Origin of the sequence: Nocardia sp. NBC_01730 (genome assembly GCF_035920445.1) — a bacterium.
Classification (GTDB): domain Bacteria; phylum Actinomycetota; class Actinomycetes; order Mycobacteriales; family Mycobacteriaceae; genus Nocardia.
This window is the reverse complement of the sequence record NZ_CP109162.1, coordinates 911,252-928,714: the sequence shown is the minus strand read 5'-3', so window position 1 is coordinate 928,714 and position 17,463 is coordinate 911,252. Positions and strand designations below refer to the sequence as shown.

General features: G+C 67.1%; 2 protein-coding genes (1 of these 2 running past the window's edge). Both read right to left on the bottom strand.

What is annotated here, in order from left to right:
- A protein-coding gene (locus tag OHB12_RS03425) for a type I polyketide synthase (protein WP_327116058.1) crosses the window boundary here: on the bottom strand, positions 1-241 show its 5' portion. The gene continues 21,401 nt to the left of window position 1, outside the view; the window shows 241 of its 21,642 coding nt (coding positions 1-241); its start codon is at positions 239-241; its stop codon lies beyond the left edge, outside the window.
- Complete coding sequence (locus OHB12_RS03420; protein WP_442800066.1) at positions 238-17,463, bottom strand: SDR family NAD(P)-dependent oxidoreductase; 17,226 nt, start codon at positions 17,461-17,463, stop codon at positions 238-240. The genes OHB12_RS03425 and OHB12_RS03420 overlap by 4 nt, the downstream gene beginning before the upstream one ends.

The window sequence follows — 17,463 nt, the reverse complement described above, 5'->3', positions numbered from 1 at the left end:
AGAGCTTTTCCAGGTCCCACCCTCGGTCGGTCGGAAAACCGCCGACGGCATCGGTGCCGGTGTCGACCAGATCCCACAGTTGCGCGGGGGAGTCGACGCCACCGGGAAAGCGGCAGCTCATCCCGACGATCGCGATCGGCTCCCGCGCACTCCCCTCCAACTCCTGGATATGCTTATTGGCGGTGCGCAGGTCTACAGCGAGTTTCTGCAGATACCGGGTGAGTTGTTCCTCAGTGCTCATGGTTGACCGAACTCCTCATCAATCAGGTTCAAAAGCTCGCGGCCGGAATGCGCGGCAAAGTCGTGGTATTCGTCGGTCTGCCGGCTGTCGCCGAGGTGGGACCGAAGACGGTCGCTGATGCCGAGCAATGCGGTGACCGTCGCATCGTCGTTACCCGCCACGGCCAGGATCTGTTCGACCATCGCCTCCAGGCGGGCGAGATCGTCGGTCGCGGGCGGTGCCGCGGCCACCGCAAGAGCCATTCGGTCGTGCAGGTACTTGGCCAGATCAACCACCGTCGGGTAGTCGAACACGAGCGTCGAGGTCAACTGGAGGCCGGTAACTTTCGAAAGCCGGTTCCGGAACTCCACTCCACCCAGCGAATCGAATCCGAGCTCGTCGAATCCCTTGTCGGGCCGGATATCCTTGATCGACGCATGGCCCAATGCGGCGGCGGCGTGCTCGCGAACCAGATCGAGTACGGCCTGCTCCCGCTTGGCCGCCGGTACCCGACCCAGCTCGAAGCCGCGCGATTGTCTCTCGCTCCCAGCGCTGCGCTGCGAAGGTCGAACCAGCCCGCGCAATACCGCGGGGATCGTGTCGGCGCGAGCCGCTCGTTGCAAGTCGTTCAGGTCCAGGCGAACCGGCACGAGCGCCGATACTCCTGCCGGGTCCGATCCGATGCCTGCGACGGTGTCGAACAGTCGAAGGCCGTCGGCCTGGCTCAGTGGACGCATACCCAGGCGGGCCAGTCGTGCGACTGCCGCTTGGTCCAGGGTGTCGGCCATGCCGCCCGATCCCGTTCCGGTCTGCTCCCACAGCCCCCAGTCGAGTGCCACAGCGGGCAGCCCGTCGGCGCGACGCCGGGCGGCCAATGCGTCCAGGAAGCTGTTGGCGGCGGCATAATTGGCCTGCCCCGCCGCCCCGAGGACACCGGCAATCGACGAGAACAACACGAATGCCGAGAGGTCCGCGTCCCGCGTCGCCTCGTGCAGATTCCACGCCGCGTCCACCTTCGACGTGAGGACACGATCCAGCTGTTCGGTCGTGAGTGTGCGAATTGTGGCGTCGTCGAGCGTGCCCGCCGCGTGGATCACCGCCGTCAACGGCTGGTCGGACGGGACCGAATCGAGCAGAGCCCGCAATGCGGTCCGGTCCGCGACATCGCAGGCAGCGATGCGCGCGTGCGCGCCGAGTTCACTCAGTTCCGCCGCCATTTTCGCAGCACCCGCGGCCTTTTCGCCGCTGCGGGACACCAGGAGCAACTGCCGGACACCGTGCTCGACGACCAGGTTCCGAGCCAGTATCGCGCCGAGCCCGCCGGTGCCTCCGGTGATCAGCACGACGCCGGAACCGAACGACGGTCTCGCCTCGGCGGTCGCCGCTGAGCGCTTCAGCCGCGGGGCCAGCACAGTACCCCCACGGACGGCCACGTGCGGCTCCTCGGCTGCCAGAACCAACAGTACGGCGTCGATCGAGAGCGGTTCCACGCCGGGCGCGGATTGCCAGTCGAGCAGGACAATCCGACCGGGATATTCGGTCTGCGCACTGCGAACCAACCCCGCCGCCGCGGCGGCGGCGAGATCCGGTGTCTCACCGGGCAGCCCGACCGCATTGTGGGTGACAACGACCAATCGCGACTGCTCCAGCGCATCCTTGTCGAGCCACGCCTGAAGCGTGCGCAACGTCGACCGCGCCTGCTCGTGTGTGGCGGCCGCGGCGTCACCGTTTCGGGGAATCGCGTCCGCGGCGACGGACCACACCACCGTCTCGGGCACCGCCGCCCCGCCGGTCGCCACCACGCTGTCGAGATCTGGATAGTGTTCCCGCACACCGACAACCGAGATCGAGCCCAGTGCGGCAATCCCACCGGAAACCAGGTCGGCGGACGAAGCGCCGACTTCCGTCCAATGCAGTTCGTACGCCCCGGCGTCGCCGCCGGACAGCGAACCACGGAGCTGGGCGACGTCGTAGGACCGCATGACAACCTCGTCGACGGAGAAGACCGGGTTGCCATCACCGTCCACCGCCGCCATGGCGAGGGCGTCCTCGCCCTTCGACACGGCGATGACCCGCAGCAGTCCGGGCCGGACGACGTCGTGGAATCGGGCGCCGCCCCAACGGAACAGCAGCTTGCCGCGGTTCGGGTCATTGCCGAGTTCCGGCCACATCAGACAGGCGAGCCCGGTATGCCCGATAGCGTCCATCAAGCCCGGATGCAGCGCGAAACCCTCCGGGTCCACGGCCGGATCCAAGACAACCTCGGAGAAAACGATGTCGCCGCGCTGCCACGCGCGTTCGGTGCCTCGGAAGGAACGACCGTACTCGAGTCCCGACGCGGCTTCGATGTGCGCGGGAATCCATTCCGGGTCGATCGGGTCGGCGCCGGGCGGTGGCCACGACTCAGCCCGGAGCTGTTCCAGCAGCGGCTCGGCGGCCGGTCGGTCGCCCGCCAGCACACCGCTGGCGTTGCGTACCCACTCGCCGTCGGTGGCGAGGCGGTAGTGGAAGGTGAAGTGCCGCCTCCCTGTGTCGTCCATCTCGTCGACAAGCACTTGCAGGTCGACGGCGCTGCCGTCTTCGGGCGGGAGGATCGGGGCCTCCATGATGAGCTCATCCACACCGACACAGCCGAACCGCTGTCCCGCCGTCAGCAGCATCTCCACCAGCGTCGTACTCGACACGACCATGACGCCGTAGCTTGCGTGGTCCGCAAGCCAGGGATGGGTCCGATGCGAGAGCTGTCCGCTGAGCATCCATTCGTCCTTGCCCGCGACCTGCACCACACCGGTCAACACCGGGTGACCCGACGCCGTCTGCGACGCCCGGACGACCGGCTGCAGCCAATACCGCTGGTGCTGGAATGCATAGGTGGGCAGCGGAACCCGCGACACCGCGCGGCCCTCGAACAGCGCCTTCCAGTCCACACCCACACCCGCCACCTGGGCCTGCGCCAAGGCGGACACGAACTGGGTCGGCTCGTCGATCGAGCGCCGGGCGGCCGCGACCACCGTCGATGTGGCCTCGAGGTCCGGAGTATCGGCAAGAAACTGCCGAGTCATCGCGGACAGCACGGCATCCGGTCCGATCTCCACGAACCGCCGCACTCCGGCTTTGACCAGGGTGTCTATCCCGGGCGCGAAGCGCACGCAACCGCGCACCTGCTCCACCCAGTAACCCGGGTCGGTCAACTCCGCGCCGACGACCGCGCCGCTGACGTTCGACACGATCGGAATGTTCGGCTGCTGGTATGTCACCCCGTCGGCCACCGAACGGAACTCGGCGAGCATCGGCTCCATCAACACCGAATGGAACGCGTGGCTGACCCGTAACCGGTTGGTCTTGTGACCTTCCGCGGCGGCCCTCAGTTCCACCTCGTCGACAGCGTCCGCATCGCCGGACAGCACCACCGACGACGGACTGTTCACCGCAGCCACCGACAACCTGCCGGAATACCCGGCCACCAACGCGACCGCCTCATCTTCGGACACCGCCACCGCCACCATCGCCCCACCCTCGGGCAGCACCCCCATCAACCGGCCACGCGCAGCAACGAGACGACAGGCATCCGACAGAGACCACACCCCCGCCACATACGCCGCCACCAACTCACCGATCGAATGCCCGATCAGCATGTTCGCCGCAATGCCGAACGATTCCATCAAGCGGAACAACGCCACTTCGAACGCGAACAACGCCGGCTGCGTGAACTCCGTCCGATCCAGCAGCACCGCATCGTCATCCTGCGCGAACACCACATCCTTCAGCGACCGACCGAGGTGGGGATCGAACCCAGCGCAGACCTCGTCCAACGCCGCCGCAAACACCGGAAACGCCGCATACAGTCCCCGACCCATCCCGCCACGCTGCGCACCCTGCCCGGTGAACAGAAACGCCGTCTTACCCGACCCGACAACTCCCTCGATGACACCGGAAGACACTTGCCCTGCCACCAGATCCGCCAGACCGGACAGCAACTCCTCGCGGTCCGCGCCGACAATCACGCCCCGCCACTCCAGATGAGAGCGGAAATTGGCCAGCGAATACGCGATTTCCCACACGCCCGCGTCCGGATTGTCGATCACCCACTGACGCAAACGATCCGCCTGCGCCCGCAACCCCTCCTCGGATTTGGCCGACACCAGCAGCGGCGCGGGCAGCGCCACCGGTTCACCGGCCGGTGAACCCGGCCGCGCGGCCGGAACCCGCGGCGCGGGTGCTTCTTCGAGGATGGCGTGGGCATTGGTCCCGCTGACACCGAACGACGACACCCCGGCCCGGCGAACACGCCCGTCGGCCGGCCACGGCTGGGCCTCGGTCAACAGCTGCACATCCCCGGCCGACCACTCCACGTGCGGGCTCGGCGCATCGACATGCAACGTCATCGGCAGGGTTTCGTGCCGCATCGCCTGCACCATCTTGATCACTCCGGCCACGCCCGCCGCGGCCGAGGTGTGGCCGATATTCGACTTAAGCGACCCGATCCGCAAGGGCCGATCCGGTCGACCCTGCCCATAGGCGGCGATCAACGCCTGCGCCTCGATCGGATCACCCAATAGTGTCCCGGTACCGTGTGCCTCGACCGCATCCACATCCGACGGCTGCAACCCGGCATCGGCCAGCGCCGCCGCGATCACCCGCTCCTGCGACGGACCGTTCGGCGCCGTCAAACCATTCGACGCACCATCCTGATTGATCGCCGTCCCCCGCACCACCGCCAACACGTCGTGGCCCAGACGCCGGGCATCTGACAACCGCTCGAGCACCAGCATGCCGACACCCTCGGAGAAAGCGACACCATCGGCCGCGGCGGAAAACGACTTACACCGCCCATCCGGCGACAGACCACGCTGCCGCGCGAACTCGACAGAAAGATAAGGATCGGCAAAAATCGCCACACCGCCCGCCAACGCCAGCGAGCTCTCCCCCTGACGCAGCGCTTGGCACGCCAGATGCAGCGCGACCAGCGACGACGAGCACGCGGTGTCCACGGTGATGGAAGGCCCTTCCACACCGAAGACATACGACAGCCTGCCTGACGTCAGACTGCCCTGGGTTCCGGTGAGCCGATAACCCTCCAACTCGCTGGGCACCCGATCGAAATAACCCGAATAGCACGCTCCGACGAACACCCCGGAATCACTGCCGCGCAACGACACCGGATCGATGCCCGCGTCCTCCAGAGCCTCCCAGGACGCTTCCAGCAGCTGACGCTGCTGTGGATCCATCGCCGACGCCTCCCGCGGACTGATACCGAAGAAGCCGGCATCGAAATCACCGGCATCGTCGAGGAATCCGGCGCGGCGGGCATAAACAGTCCCGGGCTTGTCCGGATCCTCATCGAACAACCGCTCCAGATCCCAACCCCGATCCGACGGGTACTCACCGGTCGCGTCGATTCCGGAGACGAGTAGATCCCACAACTCATCGGGCGACATCACACCCCCGGGGAAGCGGCAGCTCATCCCCACGATCGCGATCGGCTCGCCCGCCCGAACCCGGCGCACCACCTTCTCGACCGGTCGCCCCACCGCCTTCGGCTCGACACGGGACTGCACCAGCTTCGCCACCGCAGCCGCGGTCGTATAATCGAACACCAGAGTCGACGGCAACTGCACACCGGTGGCCTTGACCAGCCTGTTACGGAACTCCACACCACCCAAAGAATCGAAACCGATCTCGTCGAACCGCTGATCGGGCCGGATGTCGGCGGCCGAATCATGCCCCAACACCGCCGCCGCCTGCGCCAACACCACTTCCAACACCACCTCACCGCGCTGAGCCTCCGACACCTGCCCCAACCGGTCGCCCAACGACCCCGCCGCGAAGCCCGCCGCGAACTTTCTCAAAGCCTTCGCCGGACGCGCCGAATGCCGCACGAACCCACGCAACACCGCAGGAACAGCATCGGCGTCGGACTCTCGCCGCAGCACGCTCGCGTCGAACCGGAGTGGAGCCAGGCACCCATCGGCACCGGCGAGGGCATCGTCGAAAAGACGCACACCGTCGACATTCTCGAGCTGACCCAACCCCAACCGACCCAACCGCGCCATCGCCGTACTCCCCAGACCACTGGTCATCCCACTACCGGAGTTCCACGGCCCCCACGCCAGCGACGTCGCAGGCAACCCCGCAGCCCGCCGCCGCTGCGCCAACGCGTCTAGGAATCCGTTCGCTGCGGCGTAGTTGGCTTGCCCGGCCGACCCCAGCACCCCCGCGATCGACGAGAACATCACGAACGCCGACAGATCGCGGTCACGGGTCAGTTCGTCCAGGTACCACGCCCCGTCCACCTTCGGCGCCAACACCCGATCCACCTGCTCACCGGTCAACGACTCGATGGTGCCGTCGTCGAGAACCCCCGCGGAATGCACCACGGCAGTCAACCCACCATCGGAATCAATCGTGTCCAACAGCGCCCGCACCGCGTCACGGTCCGCGATGTCGCAGGCGACCACCCGGGCGTCGGCGCCGGCCTGTGCTAGTTCCGCGACCAGCTCGTCCGCACCGGCCGCCTCGGGTCCCCGCCGCGACGCCAACACCAGCCTGCGCACACTGTGCTCGGCGACGAGATGCCGGGCGAACAACGCCCCGAGTCCACCCGTGCCGCCGGTGATCAGCACCGTCCCGTCACCCAACGACGGCGGTACGGTGTCCTCCGACATGGGTGCGCGCGTCAACCGGGGCACCAGAATCTCCGCACCGCGTACTGCGACCTGCGGCTCATCCGCCCGCAGTACGGCCGCGATCCGATCGACATCCAGCGGCTCGGCCGGATCTTCGTCAAGGAGCACGAACCGCTCCGGATTCTCCGACTGGGCACTGCGGACCAACCCCCACACCGCGGCCGCGGCCAAATCCGGAACCTCCCCGGGCAGCCCGGCGCCACCCGTGGTGACCACCACCATCCGGGCATCGGACAGGCATTCTTCGGCAAGGAAGGATTTCAGCGTGGCCAGCGTGCTGTACACGCTCGCCGGCACCACTCCCGGATCATCAACGGCCTGCTCCGAAATTCGCCATACCACTGCCCCCGGAATCCATTCGGCGGCAACAACATCGGCGACCGACGCGAAGGACGCCTCGATCCCCGACACCGTCGTGTCCCCGAGTATGGCCATCGCAGGCGAGGGCGGGGCGACCGACCTGCCCTCGAGTGCTTTTATCGGGGGCCCTACCACGGTGGACTCCCAATGAATCCGATACAATCCGGTCTCGTCATCGGACAGGCTGCGCCGGAATTCCTCGACGTCATACGAACGCATCAGCACCGCGTCGATAGACACGATCGGATTGCCGTCCGGATCGACGGCCGCGACAGACATGGTATCCGCTCCGGTCTCGACCGCAATCACCCGAAGCGACGTCACCACCGCAGGCCACAGACGCTGCCCGCCGCCCGCCTCGGACTCCGGATTGTGGAAACGCGCACCACCCCACCGGAACAACAACCAGCCGGTCTCCGGATCGGGATCCACCCCACGGAAAATCAGCTGGGAAAGCCCGGCGTGCATCACCAGTTCCAGCAGCGCCGGATGCAGATCGTGGCGCCCCGGCTCGGGCGCCGCGTCGGTGTCCAACACGACCTCCGAGAAAACCGTGTCGCCACGTTGCCACACCGCATGCACACCGACGAACGCCGGACCGTACTCGAGCCCGGTGTCCTGCGTAATCTGCTCCGGAAGCTGTGTGCTGTCAACGAGTTCGGCATCGACCGGCGGCCATTCCTCGTCCCGCAGCCGCGACACCAACGCCGAGTCACCGTCCCACCGCGCCGCAAGCGCACCGGTCGCGTTGGGTGCCCATTCCGCGTCGGGCGACTTCCGGTAAAAGAACTCGAACTGACGCCGCCCGAGCTCATCCGCCGCCCGCACCAACACCTGCAACTCGACCTCGTCGTCACCAGGCCGGATCGGCGACTGCACAATGATTTCCTCGACCACCTCGCAACCGATCCGGCCGCCCGCGGCAAGAAGGAACTCGAGCAACAACACACCCGGCACAACCACCACACCATGGGCCATGTGATCGGCGATCCACGGATGCGTACGCAACGAGAACCGACCGGTGAACAACCACTCATCAGACCCCGCCAACCGGACCACACCCGTCAGAATCGGATGTTCCGTCGATGACTGCGGCACATCATTGTTCGGCGGCAACCAGAACCGCCGACGCTGGAACGCATACGTCGGCAACGGAACCCGACGCACCCCACGACCCGCAAACAACAGCCCCCACTCCACCCGCACACCCGCGACATGGACCTGTGTCAGTGACGTGACGAATTGAGTCACCTCATCCACCGTCCGCCGGGCCGCCGCGGCCACCCACGAGGCCGACTCGACCTCCGGATTCCGCGCCAGGCACTGCCGAGTCATCGCCGCCAACACCGCATCCGGACCCACCTCCACAAACCGCCGCACACCCACCGCGACCGCGGTCGTCACACCCGGCGCGAACCGCACGCACCCCCGCACCTGCCGCACCCAATACTCCGGATCGATCACCGCATCACCAGCAAACTCACCGGTCTCGTTCGACACGATCGGAAGTTCCGGCGACCGGTACGCGATACCTTCGGCCACCGCCAGGAACTCCGCCAACATCGGCTCCATCCGCGCCGAATGGAACGCATGACCGACCCGCAACCGACTCGTCTCAACCCCATCCCCGGACAACGCCCGCTCGATCTCCTCGACAGCATCGGCATCCCCCGACAACACCGTCGACGACGGACCGTTCACCGCCGCGATCGACACCCGATCACCCACAGTGCCCGACGATAAAAACGCGGCAACCACATCCCCCGCCCGCTCCTCACCGATCGCCACGGCAAGCATCGCCCCACCAACAGGCAACCCACCCATCAACCGGCCACGCGCCGCCACCAACACACACGCATCCTCCAGCGACCACACACCCGCCACATACGCCGCAGCCAACTCACCGATCGAATGCCCGACCAACACATCCGGTGTCACACCGAACGACTCCAACAACCGGAACAACGCCACCTCGAACGCGAACAACGCAGGCTGGGTGAACTCCGTCCGATCCAACAATTCTTCGGCATCATCGAACATCAATTCCTTCAACCCTCGACCGAGCAGCGGATCGAACTGAGCGCACACCTCATCCAGCGCCGCAGCGAACACCGGAAACGCCCGGTACAAGCCCGCACCCATCCCCACCCGCTGAGCACCCTGACCGGTAAAAAGAAACGCCGTGCGGCCCGAGCCGATGCTGCCGGTAACGGCACCGCCGCCGCCGGACGCATCATCGGCAAGGGCCGCCAATCCCGCCAGCAGCTCGTTCCGGTCGCGCCCGACGACCGCGCCGCGCCAGTCCAACGCAGCCCGGGACGTCACCAAAGAGTGCGCGATATCCCACACGTCCGCGTCTGGAGCGTCGATCACCCACTGCCGCAACCGATCCGCCTGCGCCCGCACACCCGACTCGGAACTCGCCGACACCAACCACGGCACGGCTGCCCCGATGTGGGGCTCCGCGGGCGCAGGCTGCGACGCCGGAACTCGTCGGTGTCCGATGCGGTCTGTGCGGAGCCCTCCATCGTCACGCTGCGCTACCTGCTCCGGGCTCGACCGCACATACCGGGCAGGCGCTTCTTCCAGGATGGTATGGGCATTGGTGCCGCTGATGCCGAACGACGACACCCCGGCACGACGGACGCGCCCGTTGCGTGGCCAGGGCTGGGCCTCGGTCAGCAGCTCGACGTTGCCCTCCGCCCACTCCACGTGCGGGCTCGGCTCATCCACATGGAGCGTCTTCGGCAGAGTTTCGTGCCGCAGCGCCTGCACCATCTTGATCACGCCACCGACGCCGGCCGCGGCGATCGGATGTCCGATGTTCGACTTGATCGACCCGATCCGCAGTGGTTGTCCCGGGCGGTCGTGCCCGTAGGCGTTGATCAGTGCCTGCGCCTCTATCGGATCGCCCAATGTCGTGCCGGTACCGTGCGCCTCCACCGCATCCACATCCGACGGCGCCAACCCGGCATCGGCCAATGCCGCCGCGATCACCCGCTCCTGCGAGGGACCATTCGGCGCCGACAAACCATTACTCGCACCATCCTGATTCACCGCCGACCCGCGCACGAGGGCCAGGACGTTGTGACCCAGGCGCTCGGCGTCGGAAAGCCGCTCGAGCACCAGCACGCCGACGCCCTCGGAGAAGGCGACGCCGTCGGCCGCGGCGGAGAACGACTTGCAGCGCCCATCGGGAGACAGACCACGCTGCCGCGCGAAATCAACGTAGATGGAGGGACCTGCCGCGACCGTCACGCCACTCGCCAACGCCAGCGAGGTCTCCCCCTGGCGCAGCGCTCGACACGCCTGGTGCAGCGCGACCAGTGAGGACGAGCATGCGGTGTCCATGGTGACGGCGGGCCCTTCGAGGCCTAGAACATATGACACGCGGCCCGAGATCACGCTGTTCGAGGTGCCGGTGAGCCGGTAGCCCTCCAGATCGCCGGTCACCCGATCGGAGTAGCCCGACTGGCACGCTCCAGCGAACACTCCGGTATCGCTGCCGCGCAACGAGATCGGGTCGATGCCCGCCTCCTCCAGCGCCGCCCAGGACGCTTCCAGCAACAGACGTTGCTGCGGGTCCATCGCGGAGGCCTCCCGCGGGCTGATGCCGAAGAAACCGGCATCGAAATCGCCTGCGTCATAGAGGAATCCGCCGCGGCGAGTGTAAGAGGTACCGGACTTGTCCGGATTCTCATCGAACAGCCGCTCCAGATCCCAACCACGATCTGTCGGGAACTCGCCGGTGGCGTCGGTTCCGGAAGCAAGAAGATCCCAGAGATCGTCCGGTGATGCGACACCGCCGGGATACCGGCAGCTCATCCCTACGATGGCGATCGGCTCGTCTGCCCGAACCCGGCGCGGAGCCTTCTTCTCAGCGGGTCCATCCGCGATCGTCGGCGCGACTCGGGAATGCACCAGCTTCGCCATCGCCTCCGCGGTCGGATAGTCGAATACCAGGGTTGACGGCAACTGGAGACCGGTGGCCTTGACCAGCTGGTTGCGGAACTCCATGACGCTGAGCGAATCGAACCCGATATCCTTGAACGGCATATCCGGGGCGATCGACTCGGCGCTCTCGTGACCCAGCACCGCCGCCGCCTGGGCACGGATCACCTCGAGGATGATGCGTTCTTGCTCGGCCACCGACCGGCCGGCCACCTGCGCCGCCAGCGTCGACGACTCGCTTGCCCTGCCACCCACGCGACGGCGGGACGGCCGCAGCAAACCGCGCATGATCGGGCGCAGATCATCCTCGGCCAGTGCGGACCGGTCGACCCGGACAGTCACGGACGCCGCCCGGCCGCCCGCCAGGGCAGCATCGAACAGCGCCATACCGTCCTGGTCGCCGATCGGCAGGAAGCCCTCCCGTCGCAACCGGGCGACGTCGGCCGCGCCGAGGGCACTGGTCATACCGGTGCGCTCGGACCACAGCCCCCACGCCATCGACGTCGCGGGCAGACCGTTCACATGCCGGTGTTGCGCCAACGCATCGAGGAAGACGTTGGCGGCGGCGTAGTTCGCCTGCCCCGGATTGCCGATCACACCCGTGACGGAGGAATACAGCACGAACGCCGACAGATCCAGATCCTTCGTCGCCTCGTGCAGATGCCACGCCGCATCCACCTTGGGCCGCAGCACATCCGCGATCTGCTCCTGCGTCATGGCGGCAAACAGGCCGTCGGCCAACACACCCGCGGCATGCACCACACCGGTCAACGGATGCTCCGACGGTATCCCCGCCAACACCGCATCCAACGCCACCCGATCGGCCGCATCACAGGCGACCACGTCCACATGCGCGCCCAGCTCGGTGAGCTCTGCGGCCAGTTCGGCCGCGCCGGGCGCGGCCGGGCCGCGCCTGCCCGCCAACAACAGCCTCCGGACGCCGTGGGCAGTGATCAGGTGCCGCGCGACCACCGCACCCAATCCCCCGGTACCACCGGTGATCAACACAGTGCCATCGGGCCGCAACGGGGTCGGCACAGTCAGCACGGTCTTGCCGATATGTCGAGCCTGACTGATATACCGGAACGCTTCCGGCGCCTGCCGCACATCCCACGCGGTGATCTGCGAAGGCGCCAACGCCCCGGCGTCGAAAAGCTCGACAACAATCGCCAGAATCTCCCCCAACCGATCCGGCCCCACCTCCATCAGCATGAAATGGTGGTAATCCACCCCATGATGTTCAGCGGCCACCTGCACCGGATCACGCTCGTCGAGGTGGCCCATCTCGATGAACTTGCCGCCGCGCGGCATCAGTCGCAGCGACGCGTCCACGAATTCGCCGGTCAGCGAATTCAATACGATGTCCACGCCGCCACCATCGGTGGCGTCGCGAAACTTCCGCTCGAAATCCAGCGTGCGCGAGTCGCCGATATACGAGTCGTCGAATCCCATGTCGCACAGCACATCCCATTTGGGCCGGCTGGCGGTCACCAACAGACGCAAACCCAGGTGCCGAGCCAACTGTATCGCTGCGATGCCGACACCACCGGTGGCCGCGTGCAGCAGCAGCGTCTCACCGGATTGCGCACCGGCCAAGTCGACGAGACCGTAGTAGGCGGTCGCGTACACCACCGGCACCGCCGCGGCCTGGGCGAAAGACCATCCCTGCGGGATCCGCGCGAGCACTCGCCGATCAGTCACCGACACCGATCCGGCACCGGCGATGAACCCGAAAACCCGGTCACCTGGCGCGAATTCGGTCACATCGGGTGCCACCTCGAGCACGATGCCCGCACCCTCGACACAGATCGCGGCATCCTCTTCCGTCACTATGCCCAAACCAAACCTTATCATGCCCAGAGTGATCAGCACATCACGGAAATTCACGCCTACCGCGCGCACCGCCACCCGGACCTGGCCGGGCTCGAGCGCCCGCAGCTCGGCCGGCGTCGCGGTCAGCGTGAGGTTGTCTCCGGTCAACGTGCCCTTGCCGAGGTAGGTCAAGCCCCACGCCGGCGTCTGCACCAGGTCACTCGCACCCACGTTGTCGCCGACGCCGAAGTTCAGCCGGGGTGCGTACGCCGTCCCGCGCCGTATCGCCAGCTGGCGTTCGTCACCCATCATCACAATCAGGGCCACACCGTGCCGATAATCGGCCCAATCACCGACGTCGACGACGAGAATCCGGTCCAGGTGCTCGCTCTGCGCCGTGCGCAGCAGACCCCACGCCGCCGCACCGGACAGATCCACGGACTCCCCCGGGTGCACCGCCATCGCCTGTCGAGTCACCACCACGATCAGCCCGTCCTGCACCAGCAGCCGCTGCACTCGCACCGCCAGCGCGGTCACCGCATCCCGCACCGCCGCCGGGAGATCGTGGTCGGAAGGAGCTGCGTCGAGCCGCACCACCGTCACGCTCTGTCCCGCGATCGTGACGACTTCCCCGTCGTCTGCGGGACTCCAGGCTTCGGCTTCGGTGAGTTCGTCCTCGGGGGAGGCCAGCGCGACCCAATCCACCCGGTAACCGATACCGTCGCTCCGACAACCGGCAGCACCGAGGAGCGCGTCGGTCGAGAGCGGGCGCATGGTCAGCGCCTCCACCTCGGCCACTGCCACACCCGCCTCGTCGGCGACCGTCACCGCGATCCGCTCACTCCCCGACACCACCGCTCGAACCCGCAGGGAAGTCGCCCCCGTCGCGTGCAGCGCAACGTGCTCCCACGAGAACGGGACGGCCACCTGACCGGCCTGCGGTGCGGCAACCAACTCACCCAGCAGGATCGCGTGCAGCGCAGCATCCAACAGGGCGGGATGCATACCGAACTCCGCAACCTGCGACCGGGCCTGCTCCGGAAGCGCGACCTCCGCGAACACCTCACCATTACGCCGCCACAACGCGGTCAGTCCCCGGAACACCGGCCCGTACTCATAGCCCAACTTCGCCAGATCCGCGTAAACGTCGTCGATCGGCATCGCCGTCACACCGGCCGGCGGCCAGCTCGCCATACTCGGGTCGACCAAGGGCTCGTCCGCCTGGGCAGTGACCGACCCGACCGCGTGGCGCACCCACTCTTCCGATAGGGAACCATCACCGATCTCGGACCGATCGGACTCTTCGTCACCGCGCGCGCGGGAGTACACCGACACCGGCCGTGCGCCCGTCTCATCCGGTCCGCCCGCCATGACTCGCAGCTCGACGGCTCCGGCGGCCGGAACCGGTAGGGGCGCCTCGATCACCAGCTCCGCCAAATGCGGGCACTTCACCATCGATCCCACGTGCAGGGCCAGCTCCACGAGAGCGGCGCCGGGCAACAACGCCACCCCGGCGACGGCATGGTCGGCCAGCCACGGGTGACCGGCTTGCGACAATCTGCCGGTGAACACCACATCCCGGGAGTCCGGCAGCCGCACCATCGCGCCCAACAGCGGATGCCCCGCTTCGTCCAGGCCCGACCGCCACACATTCGGCGCGTCGCCCGGCTGCAACCAATACCGCTTGTGCTGAAACGCATACGTCGGCAGGTCCACCATTGCGGCGGGGCGCGGAGCGAAGCTTGCCGAGCGACCATGGTGAGGTTTGCCGAGCGACCGCGCGGCGGCCGGAGCCAACGCCTGCACCGCTACCTCGACACCGACGCAGTAAGCCTCCGCCAACGCGACAGTGACCTGCTCCCAACCTCCACGGTCACGCTTCAACGTACCCAATACAGCCACGCGATCAGCCGAACCGATCGACTCCGCCGTCCCCTCCACACCCATCGTCAACACCGGATGCGGACTCACCTCGATAAAAGCATTCACCCCCGCACGCTGCAACGTCTCCACCGACTCGGCGAACCGCACCTGCTCACGCAACCCCCGATACCAATACCCCGCATCCAACCCCTCGGTATCGACATAATCCGCCAACACAGTCGAGAAGAACGGCACCGACCCCGACATCGGCACAACCCCATCCAACTCCGCCAACACCCGATCCCGAACCGATTCCACCGCCTCCGAATGCGACGCATAATCCACCGGAATCCGTTTCGCCCACACACCATCGGCTGCGCACCCGGCCAAGAACTCCTCCAGGGCCGACGCCTCCCCCGACACCACCGTCTGACCCGGACCGTTCACCGCCGCCACCGACAGCCGGTCTCCGAAACCCGCCAACCGCTCCGCGAGCGCCTCACCGGCCGAACTCACCGACGCCATACCACCTCCACCGGCCAACTCCTCCGCCACAACCCGGGAACGCACGGCCACCACCCGCGCCCCATCCGACAACGACAAACCACCCGCCACCACAGCCGCCGCGATCTCCCCCTGTGAATGCCCCACCACCACAGCAGGTTCCACCCCACTCGCCCGCCACATCCGCGCCAACGACACCATCACCGCGAACAGCACAGGCTGAACCACATCCACCCGCTCCAACGACACCGCACCCGACTCCCCCCGCAACACAGCGGTCAACGACCAATCCACAAACGGCGCCAACGCCGCCTCGCACTCCCCGATCGACTCCGCGAACACCCCACCCCCAGCCAACAACTCCGTGCCCATCCCCACCCACTGACTCCCCTGCCCCGGAAACACGAACGCCACCCGACGCGACACAACACGACCCGATACAACACGACCCGATACCGGCCCCCCAACCGCCACACTGGCCAACCCCGCTCGAAAATCAGCCAACTCCCGACCCACAACCACCCCACGCCACTCCAACTGCGGACGATGACGCAACAACGAATACGCCACATCCCCCACACTCACATCCGCATGCGCCACCAACCACTCACCCAAACGCCCCGCCTGCGCACGCAAACCCGCTTCCGACTTCGCCGACACCACCAACGGCACACTGTCGCGATGACCCATCGCCACAGTTGATTCACCGCGATGAGTCGTCGCGGCGACCGCGGGCGCCTCCTCCAGAATCAGGTGCGCGTTCGTGCCGCTGATGCCGAACGACGAGACGCCCGCACGCCGCACCCGCACGCCCGCGGACCACGCGTGCGCCTCGGTCAACAACTCGACATCGCCCGCCGACCAATCCACATGTGGGCTCGGCTCGGCCACATGCAATGTCTTCGGCAAGGTTTCATGCCGCAACGCCTGCACCATTTTGATCACACCACCGATGCCCGCAGCGGCGACCGCGTGGCCGATATTGGACTTCACGGACCCGATCCGCAGCGGCTCTTCGCGGTCCCTACCGTAGGCGGCGATCAACGCCTGGGCCTCGATCGGATCACCCAATGCCGTTCCGGTGCCGTGTGCCTCGACCGCATCTACATCCGACGGCCCCAGGCCGGCATTGGCCAACGCCTGCGCGATGACACGCTCCTGTGACGGCCCGTTCGGCGCGGCCAGGCCGTTGCTCGCACCGTCCTGATTGATCGCGCTGCCGCGCACCACCGCAAGAACGTTGTGGCCCAACCGCTGCGCGTCCGACAGGCGCTCGACCACCAGCACGCCGACGCCCTCGGCCCACGTCACACCGTCTGCGGCTGCGGAGAATGCCTTGCACCGTCCATCGGCGGCCAGTCCCCGTTGGCGGGCAAAGTCGACGTACAGCGCGGGGCTCGCCGCAATACTCACGCCGCCCGCGAGGACGAGCGATGCCTCGCCCTGACGCAGCGCCTGGCACGCGAGGTGCAGCGCGACCAGCGACGACGAGCACGCGGTGTCCACCGTGACCGCGGGCCCCTCCAGGCCGAAAACGTAAGAGACGCGGCCGGATATCACGCTATGCGACGTCCCGGTCAACCGGAAGGCTTCGTATTCGCCGGTCACGCCGCGCGAATAACCCGACGAGCAGGCGCCGACGTACACGCCGGTGTCGGTGCCGCGCAGCGAGGCCGGGTCGATCCCGGCCTGCTCCAAGGCTTCCCAGGAGACCTCCAACATCAGCCGCTGCTGCGGATCCATCGCGGCCGCCTCGCGCGGACCGATGCCGAAGAATCCCGCATCGAAACCACCCGCGTCGGACAGGAATCCACCTTCTCGGGTGTATACAGTGCCCGGCTTGTCCGGGTCCGGGTCGAACAGCCGCTCCAGGTCCCAACCCCGGTCGGACGGGAACGGCGTGATCGCATCCCGACCCGCCGCAACGAGATCCCACAGATCCTCGGCCGAGGCGACGCCACCGGGGAAACGGCAGCCGATGCCGATGATCGCGACCGGCTCGTCGGAGTGCGCGCGACGCACCACCCGCCGCACGTCGAGATCCACACCTTCGAGCCGCGAACGCAC